At 44.5% G+C, this 22,808-nt stretch carries 18 protein-coding genes; all 18 read left to right on the forward strand.

Annotated elements, in window-relative coordinates; all coding sequences use genetic code 11:
* Positions 1-173: 173 nt before the first annotated feature.
* The 18 genes from BLS59_RS23765 (at position 174) to BLS59_RS23850 (ending at position 22,800) form a co-directional block, all read left to right on the forward strand.
* Positions 174-3,578, forward strand: a complete 3,405-nt coding sequence (locus BLS59_RS23765) for a SusC/RagA family TonB-linked outer membrane protein (RefSeq protein ID WP_091153318.1) — start codon at positions 174-176, stop codon at positions 3,576-3,578.
* 17 nt (positions 3,579-3,595) lie between these two features.
* Positions 3,596-5,125 (forward strand): RagB/SusD family nutrient uptake outer membrane protein, encoded by a 1,530-nt coding sequence (locus BLS59_RS23770; protein ID WP_091153322.1) that lies wholly within the window; start codon positions 3,596-3,598, stop codon positions 5,123-5,125.
* Between the two features lie 2 nt (positions 5,126-5,127).
* On the forward strand, positions 5,128-6,477 hold the full coding sequence (locus tag BLS59_RS23775) for a thioredoxin family protein (protein WP_091153326.1): 1,350 nt from the start codon (positions 5,128-5,130) through the stop codon (positions 6,475-6,477).
* Between the two features lie 12 nt (positions 6,478-6,489).
* Positions 6,490-8,901 carry a glycoside hydrolase family 2 protein gene (locus tag BLS59_RS23780; protein WP_091153329.1) on the forward strand — a complete coding sequence of 804 codons (2,412 nt, stop codon included), beginning with the start codon at positions 6,490-6,492 and terminating at the stop codon, positions 8,899-8,901.
* 6 nt (positions 8,902-8,907) lie between these two features.
* Positions 8,908-9,210, forward strand: a complete 303-nt coding sequence (locus BLS59_RS23785; RefSeq protein WP_143014231.1) for a hypothetical protein — start codon at positions 8,908-8,910, stop codon at positions 9,208-9,210.
* The gene (locus BLS59_RS23790; RefSeq protein WP_091153336.1) at positions 9,203-10,138 is read left to right on the forward strand and encodes an NAD-dependent epimerase/dehydratase family protein; all 936 of its coding nucleotides are present in this window, start codon (positions 9,203-9,205) and stop codon (positions 10,136-10,138) included. The genes BLS59_RS23785 and BLS59_RS23790 overlap by 8 nt, the downstream gene beginning before the upstream one ends.
* Before the next feature lie 220 nt (positions 10,139-10,358).
* Entirely contained in the window at positions 10,359-11,654 is a 1,296-nt protein-coding gene (locus tag BLS59_RS23795) for an aminotransferase class I/II-fold pyridoxal phosphate-dependent enzyme (RefSeq protein WP_240315322.1), read from the forward strand.
* 5 nt (positions 11,655-11,659) lie between these two features.
* Positions 11,660-12,322 carry a TetR/AcrR family transcriptional regulator gene (locus tag BLS59_RS23800; protein WP_091153339.1) on the forward strand — a complete coding sequence of 221 codons (663 nt, stop codon included), beginning with the start codon at positions 11,660-11,662 and terminating at the stop codon, positions 12,320-12,322.
* Between the two features lie 379 nt (positions 12,323-12,701).
* Positions 12,702-13,391: a hypothetical protein gene (locus tag BLS59_RS23805; RefSeq protein WP_143014232.1), complete on the forward strand. Its 690-nt coding sequence runs from the start codon at positions 12,702-12,704 to the stop codon at positions 13,389-13,391.
* A 386-nt stretch (positions 13,392-13,777) separates the two neighbouring features.
* The gene (locus BLS59_RS23810) at positions 13,778-15,256 is read left to right on the forward strand and encodes a DUF4231 domain-containing protein (protein ID WP_091153348.1); all 1,479 of its coding nucleotides are present in this window, start codon (positions 13,778-13,780) and stop codon (positions 15,254-15,256) included.
* A 4-nt stretch (positions 15,257-15,260) separates the two neighbouring features.
* Positions 15,261-16,670 (forward strand): hypothetical protein, encoded by a 1,410-nt coding sequence (locus BLS59_RS23815; protein ID WP_091153352.1) that lies wholly within the window; start codon positions 15,261-15,263, stop codon positions 16,668-16,670.
* 287 nt (positions 16,671-16,957) lie between these two features.
* Positions 16,958-17,440, forward strand: a complete 483-nt coding sequence (locus BLS59_RS23820) for a hypothetical protein (protein WP_091153355.1) — start codon at positions 16,958-16,960, stop codon at positions 17,438-17,440.
* 276 nt (positions 17,441-17,716) lie between these two features.
* A complete protein-coding gene (locus BLS59_RS23825; RefSeq protein WP_240315327.1) occupies positions 17,717-18,001 on the forward strand; it encodes a DUF4134 domain-containing protein in 285 nt (94 codons plus the stop codon).
* Between the two features lie 21 nt (positions 18,002-18,022).
* Positions 18,023-18,460, forward strand: coding sequence for a hypothetical protein (locus tag BLS59_RS23830; RefSeq protein ID WP_091153362.1), 438 nt, complete (start codon positions 18,023-18,025; stop codon positions 18,458-18,460).
* A 36-nt stretch (positions 18,461-18,496) separates the two neighbouring features.
* Complete coding sequence (locus tag BLS59_RS23835) at positions 18,497-18,832, forward strand: DUF4133 domain-containing protein (RefSeq protein WP_091153365.1); 336 nt, start codon at positions 18,497-18,499, stop codon at positions 18,830-18,832.
* Complete coding sequence (locus BLS59_RS23840) at positions 18,829-19,617, forward strand: hypothetical protein (protein ID WP_091153370.1); 789 nt, start codon at positions 18,829-18,831, stop codon at positions 19,615-19,617. The genes BLS59_RS23835 and BLS59_RS23840 overlap by 4 nt, the downstream gene beginning before the upstream one ends.
* A 61-nt stretch (positions 19,618-19,678) precedes the next feature.
* A complete protein-coding gene (locus BLS59_RS23845) occupies positions 19,679-22,129 on the forward strand; it encodes a TraG family conjugative transposon ATPase (protein WP_091153371.1) in 2,451 nt (816 codons plus the stop codon).
* The gene (locus BLS59_RS23850; RefSeq protein ID WP_240315323.1) at positions 22,126-22,800 is read left to right on the forward strand and encodes a conjugal transfer protein TraI; all 675 of its coding nucleotides are present in this window, start codon (positions 22,126-22,128) and stop codon (positions 22,798-22,800) included. Before BLS59_RS23845 ends, BLS59_RS23850 begins: the two co-directional genes overlap by 4 nt.
* The last annotated feature ends 8 nt before the right edge of the window (positions 22,801-22,808 follow it).

Below are 22,808 nucleotides of genomic sequence, written 5' to 3' on the forward strand. Positions count from 1 at the left end.
TCAATGAAAAAAGTTTTACGAACGTAGCGTTGCAGAGATCGGGTAAAAAAGAAAAAATCGCGGGAGTGTTGGAAGCACAGCCGCGATCAGTATCTGGATTAACCCTTCCCGGCAAAACCGGGATAAACAATTGGACAAGAGTTTAAAGTATTAACCCAAACAGTACAAATGTAATGAAATTTAGTGCTATTAGCATTGCTGTGCCCAAAATCGGCCGGCATCCCGTCTCCAAATTTTTGATGATTATGAAGCTCACAACGCTTATGCTAATCATTGGTCTTCTGCAGGTCAGTGCAAAAGGATTCAGTCAGATAACCCTTAATGCAAAGAAAGCGTCCATCGTAAAGGTATTTCAATCCATACAGAAGCAATCTGGATTTGATTTGTTTTATGATGAAAATGACCTGAAAGACACCAGAGTTACAATTAAAACCAACAATTCCAATTTAGAAGAAACACTTAAAAAATGCCTCGCGAATCTGGATCTTGATTACAGGATACTGGACAAAAATGTCGTGATCACACAAAAGGTGAAACCTATAACAAATGCGAAAGCAAATCAAATAACTCCTATTGATGCTAATGGTCATGTCGTCGATAAGGACGGAATACCGATTCCCGGTGCGACGGTGAGGGTGCAGAATGGGTCACAGGCGACGATTTCGGATGAGAAAGGTTTTTTTACGTTGAAGGGAGTGGAGAACGGTTCAATTATTATGGTGACGGTGATCGGGTATGAGCCGAAGGCGGTAAATGCGGCAGCTAATGTGGGTGATGTGCGGTTGGTGCAGGCAACTTCGAAGCTGGATGAGGTGCAGGTGCAGGCGTATGGGGTGACTTCGCGGAGGTTGTCGACAGGGAATATTTCGACGGTTAAGGCGGCGGACATTGAGAAGCAGCCGGTGAGTAATCCGCTCTTGGCTTTAGCTGGTAGGGTACCGGGATTGACTATTACACAGAATACAGGTGTGCCAGGCTCCTCTGTTTCAGTAAGAATTCAGGGACAAAATTCAATGACAAGGGGAAATGAACCCTTTTATGTGATTGATGGTGTTCCATATATATCGCAATTGCCTTCTAATTTAGGAGATGGAATTTTAGGAGCACAAGGAACTAATGGAACTGATTTTTATGGAGGAGGAAGTCCGTTTAGTTTCATAAATCCAGAAGAAATCGAAAGTATCGATGTGTTAAAAGACGCTGATGCTACAGCTATTTATGGGTCGAGAGCTGCGAACGGAGCTATATTGATTACCACAAAAAAAGGAAAAGCAGGCCTCACGAAAGTAGATCTAAAAATGCAACAAGGTGTTGGCAAGGTTACCCGTTTTTTAAAAGTATTAAATACGGATCAATATTTACAACTACGAAGGGAAGCTTATCAGAATGATGGATTACCTGTGCCGACTAAAGCAACGACACCTTCAACTTCAAATTATGATTTAACGTTATATGATTCCAACCGTAATACAGATTGGCAGAAAGAGCTAATTGGTGGTACAGCTAAATACACGGATGCACAACTTTCAATCTCTGGAGGGAACGTACAGACAAGTTTTAGGATTAGCGGAAATTATCATAATGAAACAACGGTTTTTCCCGGAGATTTTGGAGATCAAAAAGGCTCGTTCGGTTTTAATTTAAACCATAACTCTATGAATCAGAAATTTAAAATACAGATCTCTGGAAATTATTTGTCAGATAATAATAGACTACTAAGTAATGATTTAACTAATATCGCAATAAGGTTAAGCCCTAACGCCCCATCCCTAACTAAACCAGATGGATCGTTAAATTGGGCGCGTTTTTTACCTGCTGGCGCGGTTGATAGTGTTTCGACCTGGCTAAATCCTTTAGCGCAACTCGATAAAACTTATAAGAACAACACTAAGAATTTAATTAGCAGTGGTAATGTAAGTTATGAATTTTACCCAGGTTTAGTTCTAAAAGCAAACCTAGGTTACACTAATTTAACCACGGATGAAATTACAACTTCGCCCTTAAGTGCTGTCGCTCCTGAAAGAAGAATCATTGCGACAGCGACATCATTGAGAAATGCAAGTTACGGCCAAGGAGCGATATCATCTTGGATCATTGAACCCCAATTTTCATATAACAATGTATGGGGCGCTAATAGCATCAATGCATTATTAGGCGCGACCTTTCAAAAGCTCAATACCCAGGAGTTTGCACAAATTGGCGTAAATTATATAAGTGATGCACTATTGAAAAGCGTTTCTGCGGCAAATACAAGGACAATAATAAATGATATCAATACTACCTATAAGTATAATGCTTTTTTTGCCAGATTGAACTATAATTATGATTCAAGATATATCTTAAATGGAACTTTACGTCGGGATGGCAGTAGTCGTTTTGGGCCAGACAGCCGGTTTCATGATTTTTGGGCAATTGGTGGTGCCTGGGTATTTTCGAGCGAGGATTTTATTAAAGAAAAATTTCCCTTTATAAGTTTTGGCAAACTCAGAGGCAGCTATGGCTTAACTGGAAATGATCAAATAGGTGATTATGTATTTTCAAGTCAATATTCCTCAATTGTGGTAAATACACCATATCAGGGAACTGGCAGCATTCAAATCACTGGCAACAGTAATCCACAGCTACAGTGGGAGGAAACTAAAAAAAAGCAATTTGGGATTGACTTGGGGTTTTTGAAAGATAGAATTTTATTCAATATCAACTATTTTGATAATCATTCTTCAAATCAGCTGATAAATTACAGTTTGCCTGCCTTTACTGGTTTCGGCAGTGTTCTTGCAAACTTACCTGCCGTGGTACAAAACAGGGGCTGGGAACTTTCGGCGACTACCGTAAATATTAAAACCGAAAACGTAAATTGGAGTTCAGGAATTAATTTTACTACTTCACAAAATAAACTTCTCGAATTTCCAAACTTGGAAACGTCAGCTTACTACTCTTCTTACATAATTGGACAACCTGTTTCAATTGGCAAAACTTACGCTTCATCAGGTGTTAACCCCCAAACTGGATTGTACCAAGTGAATACTGCTAGCGGTACGCCCACTAGTAACCCTTCCGATATCGACAGAACGTACATCTATAATCTTATGCCAAAGTTTTACGGTGGGATTCAGAATTCTATCAGTTATAAATCTCTACAGTTGGATTTCTTATTACAATTTGTCAAGCAACAAGGATCAAATGATATCCCTTATTATGCTCAACCAGGTGCTTTTGCGTCTGGAAATAGATTTGCCCCGACAGCTAATCTTTCTGCAATTTATTTACAGCGATGGACTAAACCAGGACAAACAGATGCTTTAGTTCAAAAAGTTAGCACGACATTATATAGTGATTATTTTGGAAGCTTGGGCATTTCAGACGCTTCATATATTAGGTTGAAGAACCTGTCATTTTCTTGGTCGCTGCCCAGCCAATGGCAAAATCGGATGAAGATGACTAACGCAAAATTATTTATTCAAGGTCAAAACCTATTCACTCTAACCAACTATATAGGACCGGACCCAGAAAATCAGAGCGTAAGTTCTTTAGCACCACTTCGAGTAATAACCCTTGGTTTTCAGACAACATTTTAAAATTAAACAATATTGAAATGAAAAATATACTTTTTAAAAGACCATTTTTCGAAAATGGAATATTTAGAATTAACTATGCTGTAATCCTATTCATTTTTTTGGCGACGAGTTTACCATCTTGTAAAAAATTTGTAGATGCGGGCGCACCTGTAACAACTCTTAATTCGCAAAATGTTTTCGAATCGGATGCTACTGCTATTGCTACGCTTACCGGGATTTATACCCAGTGGAGTTTAGATAGTTACGGATTAAATGGTGGAAATGGGAGTTTAACAGCTTTAAATTTATTGCCATCTTTATCTGCGGATGACCTGACTTTATTTGACGGAAATGGTAATTCAGACTTTGTACAGATTTACATAAATTCGATAAAAAGCAGCAATTCGATTAACCTCTCATATTGGCAATACAGTTACACTATTATTAATAAAACAAATGCGATTATTGATGGATTAAAAAGTTCTGCAAAAGTAAGTACACCAGTAAAAAATCAGTTACTCGGTGAAGCATATTTTGTTAGATCGTTTTGTTATTTCAACTTAATTAACCTTTATGATGACGTCCCTTTTGTCACAAGCACTAATTACGCGAATACTTCAAACCTATCAAAAACGTCGAAAAGCCTTATTTACACAGCGATTATTGAGGATTTAAAGTTAGCACAATCCTTATTAAATTCAAATTTTTTAAAAGGTGATGTGCTTTCAAGCTATCAATCAGGAAACGAAGAAAGAGTTAGACCTAATAAGTATACAGCTACCGCGTTATTGGCAAGAGCATATTTATATACAAAAGATTATACGAACGCAGAGATCCAAGCATCAACCGTAATATCCAATAAATCAACTTATGATACTGTTTCAATAAATAATGTTTTTTTAAAAAATAGCAAGGAATCTATATGGTCACTTCCATCTGTCAATTCGGGAACATTGTCTAATACGGCAGAGGGTATTTTATTTCTCCCAGATGCCTCAAATCAATTTGGGCCAGGAACGAATTTAGTCTACTTGAGTTCTAATTTAATAAATAGTTTTCAGACAAACGATAAAAGGCTATCGAACTGGACGAAGAGTATTTTTTCGGCTGGAAAAATCTATTATTTTCCGACGAAATACAAAATAGGACTCTACAATGCGGCTAGTACAACAACCGAATACTCAGTGATATTTCGTCTCGCTGAACAATATTTAATTAGATCTGAATGTCGCGCATATTTAGGAAATATAAATGGAAGCTTAGATGATTTGAATGTTATTAGAAAAAGAGCTGGACTGCCTAGTTTTACATCATTAAACCAATCAGTAATTCTTGCAGCGATTCTCCAAGAATATCGTTCAGAGTTTTTTACGGAATGGGGACAACGCTGGTTTAATCTCAAACGAACAAATACGGTTGATCAAGTCATGGCTATTTACTCATCTCAAAAGGTTTATGGAGGTTTAACTGGCACTTGGAATACAAATTGGAAACTTTACCCAATACCACTATCCGAAATTCGTCTTGATCCAAATTTAATACAAAATCCCGGCTACGGAAGTAATTAATCATGATTAAAAATCTCTTTTTAATAGGCATTTTCTTATGCCCGGTTATCCTTATGGCTCAAAGCCAAGGGATAACCTTTACCGACGGCCTTTCCTGGAAAGAAGTTCAATTAAAAGCCAAAGCAGAAAATAAATTTATTTTCATGGATGTATATGCAACTTGGTGTGGTCCTTGTAAACAAATGGATCGGGAAATATATGCGCACCCAACACTTGGTGATTTAATGAATCCCTATTTTATTTCTGTCAAGGTACAAATGGATACATCAAAAAATGATTCGCAAAAGACCAGATCATTTTATAAGGACGCCGCGTTCATTAAATATCAATTTCACATTGAGTCTATTCCAACGTTTCTTTTTTTCAACTCTAATGGGGAGCTATTAAATAAAGATGCAGGTGCAAAAAACATCAAAGAATTTACTTCAATAATTCGTGACGTAGAAAACACAAATTGGTCCTATCCAAATCAGGTCGAAAGGTATCGAAAAAATGAATTAAACTATTCTGATATAAGACTTTTATATAAAAAGGCGCTTGTTATGAACGAGGCATTGTTTGCGGACAGCTTAGCCAGAGATATAAAAGTCAATTTCCTTGATAAAATATCACCTGATAGTCTGCTTAAAAAAGATAATCTTTCTTTCCTTGGAAAAAATATTAATTTGGTTTCTTCCAATGACTTAATATTTAAATTGACGTTACAAAGCCCCCGTCAAGTTGACAGTATATTCAACGAAGGAAAAGCTACAAAAATAGAGTGGGCGGATTGGCTAGTATCTATAGTTATACAACATGAAGAAATTGATAATGTCTTATCAAAAAGAGATAAACGCACATTTAATTTTGATAGAACCGTAAAGAAAGTTAAGCTAAAATATCCATTGGTGAATGCTGATAAAATAATCTTAAAAGGATTATATTTTTATTACGCCTCAAAAAGGGATTGGATTAATTATTCTATTTACTATGACAAGTTTCTAACTAATTACCCGCCTTCGACTGAAGGGAATGAAGCTTTCTTTGCCTTAAATAGCCCCGCATGGATTTTATTTAGTTCTACTGGGAAAGAGCAATGTTTGAAGTTCGCTCTAAAATGGATTGAGAAAGCAATTAAAATTAAACCTCAATTGAACGATCACATTCAATTTTTGGATACCCGGGCGAATATATTATATCGACTTGGGAAAACCGATAAAGCTATAGACCAAGAAAATGTAGCTATAGAGGGTGAAAAGATATTAACAGAATCAAAAGGACAGGTATTCGATCCTAAAAAGGATGATATATACGGCTTTGGCAAAGTCTTAGAAAAAATGCGCAGTGGGTTACCAACCTGGCCAACCAAATAAACATCAATTTCCATGAAAAATTTTCAATATATCTTACCAGGACTGGCCGCGCTTTGTCTGAATATAAGCAATGGTCTCTGCCAGCAACCTTACAAAATGCAGGATTCCCCCCTGCTAACCCGATGGGCTAAACAGATTACCGCGGGTCATCCGCTTAATGAATATCCCAGGCCGCAACTGATGCGGCCGGCCTGGACAAATCTCAACGGATTGTGGTCTTACGCAATTACCGACAACGATCAGCGAAAAGCACCGGCTCAGTACGATGGAAAAATCCTTGTACCATACCCGCTTGAATCTGCTTTATCCGGTATAAAAAAAACATTGCGTCCTTCCCAGCTACTTTGGTATAAAACAACATTGCAGAAGCCGAACCTTACAAACGGAGAAAGAGCACTACTGCATTTCGGTGCAGTAGACTGGCAGGCAACGGTCTTTGTTAACGGAAAAGAAGTTGGCCAGCACACAGGAGGTTACACAGCATTTAACTTGGATATCACAGACGCACTGAAAGAAGTTGACAATGAATTAGTTGTCAAAGTATATGACCCAACTAATGAAGGCATAGGTCCACATGGCAAACAGGTACTGAACCCGGCTAATATTTATTACACGCCAACATCCGGCATCTGGCAGACGGTGTGGCTTGAAAAGGTTCCTGCAAAATACATTTGTGATATCAAGATCACACCCGATATCGACCATGCTCAATTACAGTTCAGTGCTAACATTTCAGGCATAGATAAAGATCTGGAAGTGGAAGCAATTGCCTATGATAAACAGAAAGTAATTGCCAGTTGGCATAGCCGTCATGATGGCGACTATTCGACCAGTCTGGCTATACCAGTACCGCATTTGTGGTCACCCTCAGATCCGTTTTTGTACGATCTGACAGTCCGCCTCAAACTTCATGGCAAAATCATCGATGAAATTAAAAGTTATTTTGCTATGCGTAAAATCAGTATTGGTAAAGACGCCAAAGGCATTGACCGTATCTGCCTGAATAACAAACCGTACTTTAATTTAGGCACGCTTGATCAGGGATTCTGGCCTGACGGATTGTATACTGCTCCTACAGACGAAGCACTGGCATTTGATATCAAAGCCATCAAATCTATGGGCTTTAATACTATCCGTAAACACATCAAGGTTGAACCCGCACGCTGGTATTATTACACGGATAAACTTGGTATGCTGGTGTGGCAGGATATGGTAAATCCCAACCAGGGATTACCGGAAGGCAGCAAGCCGGAATTTGAGAAAGAAAGTGCGGAAATTTTAGCCCAGCTGCATAATTACCCCAGTATCGTTACCTGGGTGTTGTTTAATGAAAAATGGGGTCAGTATGATCAGGAGCGGCTTACCAAATGGATCAAAGAGACGGACCCTTCAAGAATCGTCAACGGCCATACCGGCGAGCTGCTCTATGTTAATGAACAATTACGTTCGCCATCTCCGAATGCTTATGTCGGTGCGGATATGACGGACGTACATGCATACCCTGATCCGATGATCTCCATTAAACAAGCTGGCAAAGCGCAGGTGGTTGGAGAGTTCGGCGGAATCGGTGTTTTTATACCGGATCACCAGTGGCTGACCGGTTCCGCCTGGGGTTACATCCAGGAGAAGCCCGCCGGGCTGATGGCGAAATATAAGATTATGAATCAGCATTTAAAACTGCTGAAGGAAGAAGGGCTGTCAGGTTCCATTTACACCCAGCCCTTTGATGTTGAAGGCGAACAGAATGGCCTGATGACCTATGACCGGGAAGTGATCAAAGTGCCCTTTGCAAAGCTTCGGAAAATTCACAGCATATTAAACCCCGATGTCATCAAAACCAGCCTCGTCATCGCTAAAGACGCCGATATCACGGAGCCCGGTCTAATATACAGCAAATTACTGGACCAGTATATTGCCGGTAAAAGAGAACCTGCGTTTTTAAAACGAATGGCCATGCAGGCTGTACAGGCCGGTGATAAGCCGGGTGCTGAAATGGCAGGTAAAGCCTATATCGCATCGCTTAAAATACCCTTGGCGGACGACGACCGCGCCTCCGTTGCGCAGTTTACCAAAAGCACCAAGGATGCAGGTTATGCATTGATGCTCACCGATTCAGCCGGTTTTAAACAGGTGATGGGTTCAAGAAAATATACCCTGGCCCTGATGAATATGATCTATAAAGGAGAACTGGAACCGGTGATCAATGCCGGAAATGTAGACTGGAATGCCTTGGCGGAAAAGATCAGGCCATTTGGTGAACCGGGCGACGAAATACTGATGCGGGCGAAAACAGTAGAGTTTATCAATAAACAGAACTGGTCTGAATACGTACCTGCTGCCACTGCATATCTGGCTAAATATGGTAAAAATATAGCTGAGCGGGAACGCAAATCATTTCAGGAGGCCATAGACCAGCATAAATAATATTACATGAAAAGACAACATTTTTGGGGTTACCCCTGGCTATGCCTTTGCCTTGTTTTTAGTGCATGCAGCACCATGCGTACGGCTCCGGTATCACAAAACTGGGTCGTTGAAGCCCGGCTGATTTCAGGTATTGATACTATGTCATTTTCATCAACCGAATTGCCCTTGCCAGTCTGGATTTTGGAAGCGGACCACACTATTACCGGCGTATTTTACAGAACGGCTGATTACAGCGCAGCTGTCCGCATACAAAACGCGCTGGCTAATTCCGGACTAGTTACACAAATCAAACTGATTCATGACTAAAGTACTGGTAATTGGTGCCTGCGGACAGATCGGGACAGAACTGACTACCGCCCTGCGGCTTAAATATGGCAACGAAAATGTGATTGCCGCCGATATCCGGCTGCTGACCGATACCGAATTCCGTATCCGGCCATACATTCAGCTTAGTGTACTGGATAAAGTATCCCTGCACGCACTGGTGCTGCGGGAAAAAATCACGGTTATCTATCACCTGGCTGCGACCTTGTCGGCTACCGGCGAAAAGCAACCGCTCAAAGCCTGGGATCTGAATATGCAGGGATTGCTCAACGTCCTGGAAATTGCCAAGACAGACCAGCTCAAAGTTTTCTGGCCCAGTAGTATTGCTGTCTACGGCGCGAACGGCCCTAAAGCATTTTCTCCCCAGCACAGCATAATGGAACCGTCCACCGTTTACGGAATCAGCAAAGTTTCGGGAGAGCTGTGGTGCAAGTATTATCATGAGCAATACGGTGTGGACGTCCGCAGTATCCGTTATCCGGGATTGATCAGCTATACTGCTGAGCCGGGCGGCGGTACAACTGATTATGCGGTGGATATCTTTTACCATGCGCTGAAGCACCGTACCTACACCTGCTTTTTGAAACCGCATACGGCATTGCCGATGATGTACATGGCTGACGCCGTCAGGGCGACTATGCAACTGATGGAAGCGTCAAATGAAAAGCTGACTGTCAGGACCGGTTACAACATTCTCGGCATCAGTTTTACCCCGGCGCAGCTGGCGGAAGCCATCACCAAACATCTTCCGGTATTTACCATCAACTATAAACCCGACCGGCGCCAGAACATCGCAGACAGCTGGCCGGCAAGTGTAGACGACCGGCATGCCAGGCATGACTGGGACTGGGAACCTCAGTATAATCTGACAACAATCGTGAGTGAGATGCTCCGGAATATCAAAATATAAATCAGGCAGGCTTTGCTGATGACCCTGCCGCTTTATCAATCGTTCTTTACAGGTCAGTTAATATCAGTGAGTTAATTATAGTGAGAAAGCGCCGCCCGGACCTGATTCCGGGCGCGCTTTTTTATTGTGTGTAATATTTCGGCTTAGTTAAGTCATCTAAATAAAAATTAAAAAAAGTCATTTGAAATTACCGCTGCGGATAAAATTGCGCGCTAATTTCGTGTTCAAAGAACCTATTATATCTGCTATGAACATCGATTTTAACAAAGCCAGTTTCAAGGATTTCGAACAAATCCCTGGTATGGACGCCTATGAGCGTGCAGCGTATTTCGATACGTATCTGAACTTCCTCGATGACCGGGGACACCTTAACTACCGTATCAAAACGGTCAGCGGCTGCGGCCCTGAAGTTATGCTGGAACTCAAAGGAAAAACCAGGCCCCGCAAATTTATCAGCCTGGTATCGAACGATTATCTCGGCTTCACCCAGCATCCTGAAGTCAAAGCAGCTGCCGTTGCCGCCATCGGAAAATACGGAACCGGCACCGGTGCTTCGCCGGCTATCGGCGGACATTTTGATTTCCACGAAGCCCTGGAACAAAAGATCGCAGGATTTTTCAGGCGCGGCAGCGCTATTGTTTACACCACCGGTTATACCGCTAACAGTGCATCGCTGCAATCCCTGTTGCGCCGGAATGATCTGGCTATCCTGGATATGGCCGTACATGCCAGCGTTTATGAAGGCTGCCTGCAATGTGACACCAAACGTTTCCCGCATAATAACCTGCAGGAGCTGGAGCGCATACTGACAATTTCCAGGGGGAAGTATCAGACGCGCATGGTAATTATTGATGGTGTCTATTCCCAGGACGGTGACTTTGCGCACCTGCCGGAGATCGTTAAGCTGTGCAAACAGTACGGCGCTTATCTGGTCGTGGACGATGCGCACGGCACCGGCGTTATCGGAAAAACCGGCCGCGGAGTGATCGAGCATTATGATCTTTTCCAGGAGGTGGACATCATCACCGGTACGTTCAGCAAAAGCTTTGCGCATATCGGAGGCTATCTGATCGCCAAACCGGAAGTGGTACGTTACCTGAAGTTTCAGGCCAGACAACACCTCTTCTCCGTAACAGCCGCCCCGGCCTCCGCCTGTATCCTGAAAAGTATAGACCTGATCGATGAGGAGCCTCAGTGGATGCGTAAATTATGGGAGAATGTCGAATACTTTAAAAGCGGGCTGAAAGGCCTGGGGCTGAATACCGGCAATACGCAATCCGCGATTATCCCGGTGAAGATCGGTGATCCTTATAAAACCGCCCAGGCAGCCAAATTGCTGATGGATGCCGGTATCTACACCAATCCGATCATCTATCCGGCGGTATCACCGGCAGATGCACGGATCAGAATGAGCGTGATGGCGACGCATACTTTTGAGCACCTGGATCAGGTACTGAATGCATTTGAGCAGGTCAGCCATAAATTGAATTTGAAAACAACAGCAGCAATAGTATAAGCTTAATGGCCCGCAGGTACAGGAAAAGAGATAAAGAAGGCAGTATGGCGCGGATGGTCTGGGCCATCGGTGAAATTCTGCGCACCAAAGGTCACCGTTTCCTGTACCTGAATGAAATTGCGCGCTGTGCCGATGTAGGCAAACAATATGTCAAAAAATATTTCGGCAGTGTCAACGGTCTGATCAGGGCTTATATTATGGAAACCGAATACTGGCTGCCTCATTTTGAAGAAGTGAAAAGTCAGCCATTGCCTGCACCGGATAATTTACTCGATTATTACATCAGTACGCTGCAGGAACAGTTCCGGTACTTTAATGAGACTCCGGAATTACAGAAGATCATACTATGGCAGATATCAGAGCCGAACGCGCTGATGCGCTCGATATCGGAAAGACGCGAAAAAGACGGCGCGTTACTCTTAGGTTTATCTGACCCGCATTTCCTGAACTCAGGCATCAGCCTGAAGGCCGTAGTCGCTATGATTTTAGGCGGCGGCTATTATGTGGCTATGCAGGCTGGCACGAATAACAGTCCGGTTTGCGGTATTGATGTCAATACGGAACGTGACCGGGAAATCTTTATTGAGACCATGGTGCAAATCCTGAAATGGGCCTGGAAAGCCGCCGATGAAAACAGACATAAGCATGGCCTGAAAAAAAATGTTTAACTTTAAAACGTCAAAAAAATGAAAATACAAAACAGAAATCATACGCAATAACATATAGCGATATTCGCATTGAACTATTTCTTGGCCGACTGAAAACTGGTAATTTTTAAAAAAACAGCCGAGAGCAAGTGCAATGCCCGCGAAAACGCGGGCGTGCTTGTTCGTGGCTGTTTAGGTATACCAGTACCTCAGTCGGCCCGAGCTTGCACTAACCCGTGTTTTTGTTTATCCGGCGTATCATCCGGCATCCGGTTTCAGTAACAAAAATATTCCTGAATTAATTTAATGGCTCATCAGGCCAGCAGGATTGTTGTGTTTAAAATTCCGGTTTCAAAATGTTGATACGCTTAATATCATGGTTCAACGAAAACAAATGGATATGAGTACGAACGCAATCAATGACCAACAATACCCTTTTGCCTGGCTTGACGAGATCATCGAAACAACCCTTAATCCGGCAAAAACCAACATCCGGCTAATTTCAGCAGATCAGCTGCGCCAGATCGCTGAGCGTCTTCCCGGCGAAATCAGCGGCATTCTCAGCAGTATCAAAACGCAGGCTTTCTGCCTGTACATCACGGATCAGATCAAAGTTGTTGCCGGCCATTATGATCAGGCCATCCGCCTGCTCCGGGCACAGGCGCAGGAAAACCAGCAGCAGTATCCTAAAACCGGCATGGTGAGCAAAACCGGTCAACTGATCATCAGCTCCCTGGAGCAGCTTAGCAATCACCTGCACCACCGCTACGGGGAGTATTTGCCTGAATCACCGCGTACCCGGAAGTGCGAACTTCGATCTGAAGAGTCAACCTTGAAAAAGATTGTTTGCGGGCTCAGCGCCGATCAGCTTGGAATTTTGCTTAGGGCGGCCTTTGATGTTAAAGTGATCATCGCTAATTCTTTCCGCAAGGTTTGCCAGATACTGGCACCTTACCTTTCGACAGTTTGGAAAGCAGGCATCAGCTGGGACGCGATGCGAAGTAATGCAGGCCGACCCGAAAGCAGGGACAAGGAAGTCGCCATTGAAACGCTGGAAAAAATGATCGAAACTATAAAGGGCTACCGGTAATCTGATTCCGGGAGAGCTGAGTCACTTGTTTAGTGTACTCAGCTCTTTGGTATGATTTTTCCACCATGAAAACCGGCAGTTTGAATTTTGCTGACTTGTGTTATTTAACTGTCAGTATAAATTATATATTTTTCTTGTTTATCATATTAATTACCTAACTTTCAGCGAAGTAAAAGATATTATTCTGTTTATTTATTCTAACCTTAACCAACCTCATTCATGAAAAAACTACAAAAAACAATCCCCGAAACGAATTCCGACTGATTCCGGTAACGGCTTTTGTCCCTGTTTGCGTATTCTTTTTTAGGGTATGATGCCACCTGATTTCTTAATTAAGTATTAACCTGAATAACCGTTTCCGGAAATTTATTCAACTTGAAATCCTTATGGCAAAAAAATCGAAACTCAGTCAGCTGATCCGCGAAAGAATGGAACAGTATTCTGAGATCATTGAACGCCTCCAGCTGGATTCTGCAAAAAAAAAGCAGCTGCAGGTCGACTTTCTGAATTATATCAAAATCATTGAAAAGCTTGCAGACAAAAACCTTTTTTTGAATGACCTGACCAATATTGTCGTCATTATTCTGACAGCAGTGGTCCCTATTATGATTAATATCACGCCAAAGCTGGAAAGTGGAACTACATACGACATTGGATTCCTTCACTGGGCCACAGCTTTAAGTGTCATCCTCGCGATCCTGAATGGCTTCCGTCAGTCTTACAAGTTCAGGGAACGCTGGCAAAACTACCGTCAGACAATTGAGCAGCTCATTCTTGAAGGTCAAAGTTACTTTGCGCTCAGCGGAAAGTACAGCACTTTCGACACTCATGAACTTGCTTTCAGGAAATTTATCGAAATGGTAAACAGCCTGAGGACACAGGAACTTAACGCCTACATCAGCCTGACTACTGTGAGTGATAAAGATGTTGCTCAATCTATTAATGCCGAAGTCAGCAGCCGTCTGACAGCGATTAACAGCAAAAAAGATATCATCAATCAGAGAATTATGGTTAACGACGAGTTGAATAGTTTTGTTAAAGCTGCGCCCAAAATATCATATTATCTCGCCGACCATGACCAGAAGCAGGTCACAATATACACTAATGATCAGACGTACCAGGGACCGGAAAAATTCTCCTTTACTAATCCGGCGCTTAAGGGGCTGGTGTATAAATCAATTACCAAATTCGGTGATGCACAAATCAACAGTTTACTAGGGCCTTCAAACGGCATCAAAAACCAAGACATGCCAACGCGCGGTTTCGGCAGCGCCGGATGCCTTTGCAAACGCAGCGATGGAACAGAGGTCATTGTAACCTGCTACCATGTCGTTAAACATAGCAGCCAGGACTGGGATCTTTTTGTGCCGGGCGACCATGATGGTGTGATCAACAGTTCAAGTGAGTTTATCGGTAATATCACCGAAGGAGAGAAAAGCAGTGAACTTGATTCGGCACTGGTAGAGATCGACGCAGGAGTCGACACTGATGAGCTGCTGCCCGGCGGACTAAAGGTTATTGATCCCATTTATATTGATGAGGGAAATTACCAGGATTTTGCTGATGTCTATCTGATCAGCAGACAAAGGAATTTCAAAAAAATACAAGGCCGCCTTTCAGCGGTAAACAAACCGGTTACCATCAACTACGGAACAGCCGCCGCCCGTGATATGAAAAACCTGGACAAGCTGATGATTGTCACGTTTGTAAGTACCGAACCCTTTTCAATGCCTGGTGATTCCGGTTCGCTTGTTTTCAGCTCGGATGGTACTGCTATAGGAATCCTTGTGGGAAGTGATGGCACGCAATCATCATTTGTGATTCCTTTTACCACCATTAGAGACCGCTACAACCTTAAACTATAATAATATGAAAAAACAATTATTTTTATTATTTGCGGTGCTGGTCTTATCGTCCGGCCACCTGATTGCACAGAGCAAAACTATTTATCTCACGGAAACCGCCGGTGTGTTTGCTATCGGTACCAAAAATGGGGCAGGAACATTCACAGCGATGACTGATGCAGATTTGAAAGCGCTTGTCATCAAAGGCGGTCTGAAATTTGACAGATCTGGACTAGCCGCAACCACAACCATGAAAATTGAAAGCAAAGCTGCCGCTGGGACCCTAACAGATGTAACAGCTGTGACGGCAACCTTTCGCTTAGCTGCAAATCAGTACACCTTTGTCGGTGGTGATGCCAATGCGGCAATCAAAATACTTAAAATTACGCTGACGCCAGCAGCACCTGCGGTTGCCAAGACCTATGATGATATCGGTTCAACGGCCCCTCCCGAAACGCCAGATCCGCAAACAAACAATAACACAGCATACGCCAGCTGGAGGGATTATGTGATCAACAATAAAAGCCCCTATCTGAATATTATCAAAGGCCGCCAGCGCTATTTTCCGGATAGGAATATCGCCTACATCTGTATAGATCCGTATGGTAATATCATAGGCAAAAAACCGGTTAATCTCGATCAGGATGATGACATTGTCTTGCTGATGATTGTTCCTGATGATGCATCCTATGATAATTACAGCGTCAACGATAATGATGCTCAATATGCGCCGACAGACCTGGCCTTCCGGCCATCGGACGCACTTAATAACAACGTCATAAATTCGGAAGATAAGACACCGGTAAAATATACTGTGAAAGCGTTTGACAAAGGACCTTATACCAGTAGTGATGTAACTTTCACATTAATGAACGGCACAAAAGTTCTTAACGAATTTACCGTTCATATCAATCCTCTGTATCATCTGGGACTAGGCGTTTCTTATGTAAGTACCAGTCTGGAAAGTCCGGATTATCAGCTGGTGCCGCTGACCAGCACGACCAATACCATTAAAGCGGTTAACACCGGACGCCGAACTTTTCTAACCGTCAATGCCATCTGGTACTGGTGGTCTACTTTTAAATATTTTAAAGGTGACCCGCTGACACGTGGCAGGGATGTTCTCAAAGAACCTAATCTGATTACCAGGATTAACCCCACGTTTGGCGTTGGATTAAAGGGAAACTTAGAAAATAATTTCTTCGGGGGCTTTAATTTTGAATTTGCGCGTGGCGGAAGTTTAAGTGCCGGCTGGCATTACGGTAAAGTCACCAAATTACTTGATGATAAGTTTCAGCTGGGCGTATCCGAATTTGCAGGACAACAGGCTGATATCAAAACAACAGACTCCTGGCGATGGGGCGGTTTCTTCGGCGTAACCCTGGATACCCGTATTTTCAACCGCTTATTCTCCAGTTCAAAAGCAACACCTTAACAGATCAAATGCCGGCAAATCCCTGCCGCTAGTTAAAAGGCCGGATGGCATTGTTACGACAGTGTCGCCGGTTTTTCGCATTTAAAGCCGACAGTATCTGGTTGAAATTCAGTCGTGGCAGTATCCGAAAAGTAATTTTATTTGGCTGATTATCAGCAGGACCCAGGGGTCCTGCCGGGACCCAATGAAAAATTGGACTTTTGGAGCCCCGTGGATTCGGGTTCCTTTGTAGAACAATCAGGCAGCCATGTAATGCTGCAGATATTGATCACCTTAAATGAAAAACCATGTTAAAACAAATCACCTGGACAAGCTACATCGAAATAGTCCTGCTGTTGCTGATCGTTTATTACAGTTATATAGTTTTCAAATATTACCGGGAGGATCTGCGCCGGATACTGCGCATTGGTCAGCTGGAAACCGGCAATCAGGAAACACCGCAGGTATTGCGTTATGAAGGCCGTGATCCCCGGGATGAAAATTTTATCATCTCCACCAGTGACCAGAATCCGGATAACCGGCCGGACGGTTCGCCGGAAGAAGCCGACGAGCTGATCCGACAGCTTAAGCAAGTCATTCTATCCGCTTCAGGCAAACCTTTTTCTCCTGCTGTAATGATTCCGCAGGTCAAGCAACTATTCCGTAAGAGCGCCGCCCTGCGGCAATCACCTCACCGCCCGGCGATCAATGAACTGGTCGTCTCGGAATGCGAAAGACTGGGTACGGCGCTGCTCACAGAAGATGAGGTAGATCAGTGGTGGAACGAGTAGTCGTGCCGGCCCGCTTCCTGTCCCGGTCTTACGGCCGTGCGGCCGTGCCGGGACAACAGGAAGTTTAAACCCCAAACCGATACCGGTTAACGTTAGCCCACGGCGCAGGAGCCATCAAAAGCAATACTCCGGGATATAACGCTAAACCCTTTCCTCCCCCCGTCCGCTGGCTGCGGTACGGCGGGGCTGGGAAAGTCTTGCCCAGAATTTTTAAATAAAAGATAAGTGAAAATGAAAAAGTGCAGAGAAATTTTAAAAAGCAAGGCCTTGCAGAATATGGCTTTAACCGCTCTGATCATTGGAATTTCGATGGTCGCCAGAGCGCAGGACGGGAACGCCGGCATCCAGCAGGCCAATACCCAGGTCAGAAGTTATTTTGATTCCGGCACCAATCTGATGTATGCCATCGGCGCCATTCTCGGGTTGATTGGCGCGGTGAAGGTCTATTCCAAATGGAATGCCGGAGATCAGGACACCAGTAAAGTGGCCGCCGCCTGGTTCGGCAGCTGCATCTTTCTGGTGGTCGTAGCCACCATTATCAAATCATTTTTTGGCATGTAGGACTTCTCAAATTCAGAAATCATGCAAGATCAACTAACAGAAAAACTACACGCCTACCTGGTGACCAATCACCTGGATCTGCTGATCTCCCTTCAGGAAGATCACCGGCTGAATCCTTACCTCGATCAGAAAGTCGCCTCCGTAAAAGAACTGTCAGAAAGCCTGAGTGCAGAAAACAGGCCGGGTTACGTCATCGAAGCGCTGTGCCTGGAGGAACTTACCCGGGATCTGCGGCCGTTCAGATTTAACTATATGAGGAATCTGCTGCAGGAGGAATTTGAAAGCGATTACCGGCGGATGAAGGAATCTGGTACGCTGACCTGGGAGATCATCAATCTGACGGGAGCCTGTGAGCCCATATTCGAGGTTTTCGGCTTTTGCGAACACAATCAGGAAGACCGGCAGATGCGCCAGGCGGTCAGGGATATGATCAGTGAATATCAAAATATCGGAGGATAACAGTATGATCAGCAGCTACTAATCCATACCAAAGCCATGAATAACAGCATCTATCATATCAATAAGGGAATCAATAAAAGTATTGAGTTTAAAGGACTCCGCGCGCAGTACATCTGGTACTTCGGCGGGCTGGTGGTACTGCTGCTTGTTTTGTTTGCCGCTCTGTATATCAGCGGCGTCAACACCTGGATTTGTCTCGCGCTTACCGGTGGAATTGCCGCTACAGGCTCCGCCAGAATATTCAGCTTAAGCCATCAGTACGGAGAGCACGGACTCATGAAAGCACTGGCCCGCAGGCGTATTCCCCGGGTAATCAAAAGTTACTCCCGCCGCAAATTTCAGCAGCTCAGCTTAAAGGAGGAAAAGAAATGAAAAGGAAGCAAGCCGTTTTTACCATCGAGGGAACAGATTTCGCAGCAGACATTGACCGGATGGCGCTGGTGCAGATTGGCAACAGCGCCAACGAGATTTCCTTCATCAATGACATGAAAGATCTGGGGACGCATTACCAGCTGCTTTATCTTCCAGACAAAATCAGCGCTGCCCAGGCTCTTTTCGATAAAAACAAGGTGGTGGAGATCAGGGTACCTCCGCTGGTACAGCTCGACCCGGAAGGGATGGCGGAAAAATACGGCTGCCCGATAGCAGACCTGGCGGGTAAAACAGATTTTGAAGTGATGGTCGATCAGGAATTACTTGGCAGACGGCTGGCAGGTGAACTCCCGCAAATAGAAATCTGCGGCGATAAATACTTCGTGGATCTGCGTCTGAATCAGCTTCGGCACGAAGATTTCAATCCCCAGATTAATATGAAGCGGCTTGATCTTTCTTCAGATGGGACGACTTATCAGGCCTTTTATCAACCGCTGATCAAACAGGTCGTCGAACCGGATCATAACCTGACCGCAATACCAGAAGGACTGGTCATGATCGAGATCCCGAACGAACTGAAACTGGATCCGGTAGGTGCAGCGCGAAAATACGGACTGGAAGAAAAGGACGTCCTGCGGATGTTTCCTATTCAAAAGGAACTGAAGGCAAAGCAAATTTCCGTGGAGGACACGGGCCTGCCGGCGCTCGTGCAGCGTAACCGGCAGAATCAGCAGCAGGAAGAAAAACAACAAAGGAACCGGAAAAAACTCCGGCCAAAATTCTGACGAAATAACCAGCAAAAGAGACTACGCAACAGACTTTCGCAGCACAGATGCAAAAACAATTATGGAAAAGCAACTCAAGGATATATTACCGGTAATGGGCGTTGAACATGACTGCATCCTGTCCAAACAGGGCGATGTTACCGTGGTGTTCAAAGTCAGCCTGCCGGAACTTTTCACACTTTCGGATGAGGACTACGAGACCATGCACCAGGCCTGGGTAAAAGCCATACGGGTTTTGCCCGCCGGCAGCGTTCTGCACAAACAGGACTGGTTTGTCAGCCGGCACTGGCAGGCAAAGGGCGAACCGGAAGGCAGCAGCTTTTTAAAAGCAGCAGGCGACCGCTGGTTCAGCGGGAGGCCTTACATGCAGCACGACTGCTACATTTTAATTACCAAAAAGCCGGCCGGCCGCAAGTTATCGAGTTCGCTTTTCTCCAGCCTGATCCGGTCGTCCTTCGTGCCGCAGGATACCCTCAGTGCACAGGTGCTCCGGGCATTTCTGGATCTGGCGGGACAGTTTAAAAGACTGCTGGAAGACAGCCGGCTGATCAGGCTGACCCGTGTTCCGGCGGCGGAATTGCTTAGTCTGCCTAAAAGCACCGGACTGATCGAACGTTACTGCTATCTAACCGAAGAAGAAAACCAGCAGCTTTATCAGGATATTCAGTTTGGTGATGCCATCCGTATCGGTGACCGGCAGGCAGCTATCTATACGCTGGGTGATGCAGCGGACCTGCCGGGCATATGCGGTTCGCGCATTAACTATGACACCTTCTCAACAGACAAAACCAAATTTCCGGTCAGTTTTGCGGCAGGGCTGGGCTTGCTACTGCCCTGCAACCATATCTATAATCAGTATATTATCGTTGAGGACGCACAGGCTACCCTCAAACAGCTGGAGAAAAAGCGGCTTCGGCTGCAATCCCTTGCGGCTTACAGCAGGGAAAACGCGATCTCGCTTTCGGCCACCAATGATTTTCTGAACGAAGCTATCAGCCAGGGCCGCCTGCCGGTAAAAGCACATTTTAACGTGATGGTCTGGTCAGACGATTCCGAAAAATTCAAGGACATCCGCAATCAGGTGGCCTCGGCACTGGCTGGCATGGATGCGGCAGCCAAACCGGAAACCGCAGGTGCAGCGCAGATCTGGTGGGCCGGTATACCCGGAAATGCCGCTGATTTTCCGGTCAACGATACCTTTGATACATTCGCCGAGCAGGCCTGCTGTTTTCTGAATCTGGAAAGCAATTATAAAAGTGCCGCGCCGGATGAAGGCATCCGCTTTTGTGACCGTTCAGGCACGCCTGTTTACGCGGATCTGTTTGATGCGCCCCGGCGTGAAGGTATCGCATCCAATATGGGTATGCTGGTTTGCGGAACTTCGGGTGGCGGCAAATCAATGACGGTCAATCATATCCTCCGCTCCCTTTATGATCAGGGCGCCCACTGCGTAACTGTGGACATCGGCGGCAGTTACCTCGGGCTTTGTGAACTGGTTGGCGGATTTTACTTCACTTATACCGAAGACAATCCAATTCGCTTTAACCCGTTCTTCATTAAGAAAGGCGAAATGCTGGATACCGAAAAGAAAGAAAGCCTGAAAGCTCTGCTTATTGCGCTGTGGAAACAGGAGAATGAAAGTTTTAACCGCTCGGAGTATGTGGCGCTGTCCAACGCTATCCAGGGATATTACCAGCACCTGACCCATAATACGGATGTGTTTCCCTCTTTTAACAGCTTTTATGAATACCTCGAAACCCATTATTTGGAAGTGCTGAAAGGACATAAAGTCAAAGACCGGGATTTTGACGCCGATAATTTCCTGTACGTGCTGCGCCCCTATTATCAGGGCGGCGAATTCGATTATTTGCTGAATGGCCGCGAAAATCTGGACCTGCTGGATCAGCCTTTTATTGTGATCGAGCTGGATAATATCAAAGATCACCCGATACTTTTTCCGGTGGTGACCCTGATCATCATGGAGCTGTTTATATCCAAGATGCGCAAACTCAAAGGCGTACGGAAAGTACTGACCATTGACGAAGCCTGGAAAGCCATTGCGAAATCCGGTATGGCGGAATTCCTTAAGTATGCCTTTAAGACCATCCGCAAATTCAACGGTATTCCTATCGTGATTACCCAGGAGCTGGAAGATCTGATCAGTTCGCCCATTATCAAAGATGCCATCATCAACAATGCGGATATCAAAGTACTCATGGATATGCGCAAGTTCCAGGGAAAGATAGAAAAGCTGCAGGATGTATTGGGTTTGTCGGAAAAAGGCAAGACCATCCTGCTGTCGGTCAATAAAGATAACCGCGAGATTTTTATTGATATCGGCGGGCAGCAGATGAAGGTTTACAAGAATGAGCTCTGCCCGGAGGAATATTATGCTTTTACCACCGAAGGAAAAGAAAGAGTGAAAGTGATGGAGTATGCGGCGCAGTACGGCAGCGTTCAGGCCGGCATAACTGCACTGGTCAAAGAAAAACAAGAAGGAGGCAGCATATGAAAAAGATGATCATCACAGTATTATTGATATCTGGCATCCTGCTAATGCCAATTAGCCGCACCCAGGCACAGATCCCGATTATCAATCTGATCACTGCAGCCATCAAAAAGGTGATTATGGCGCTGGATCTGAAAGTTCAGCAGCTGCAGAACAAAACGCTGGCTCTGCAAAATGCCGAGCAAAACCTTGAAAATTCCCTGTCGCTTAACAAGCTGAATGACATTTCGGGCTGGCTGAATAAAGAGAAAGATTTATATAAGGGCTATTATGCCGAACTCTCCACGGTACGCGCGGTTATTTCCGGCTATGATGAGGTCAGAACAGTCATCAGCCAGCAAAAGCAGCTGATCAGCGAATACCAGCAGGCTTATGCCATTTCGCGCCGGGACAGTCATTTTTCTCCTGAGGAAATCAGTTACATGGGAAACATCTACAGCGGTATACTGCAGGAAAGCCTGCGTAACCTTAATGACCTCATGGTTGCGGTGGGTGCAGGAAGTCAGATGGATGATGCGGAAAGGTTGCAGCGGGTCAGTCAGGCAACTAAGGGAATGCAGACCAATCTCAATCATTTAAGACAGTTCAACCGGCAGAACAGCCTGCTGAGCCTCGGCAGAGCAAAGGATCAGCAGGAACGCCTCCTGGTCAGGCAGCTGTACGGATTACAATAAACCATTAA

The sequence above is a fragment of the Mucilaginibacter pineti genome (assembly GCF_900101875.1).
Classification (GTDB): Bacteria; Bacteroidota; Bacteroidia; order Sphingobacteriales; family Sphingobacteriaceae; genus Mucilaginibacter; species Mucilaginibacter pineti.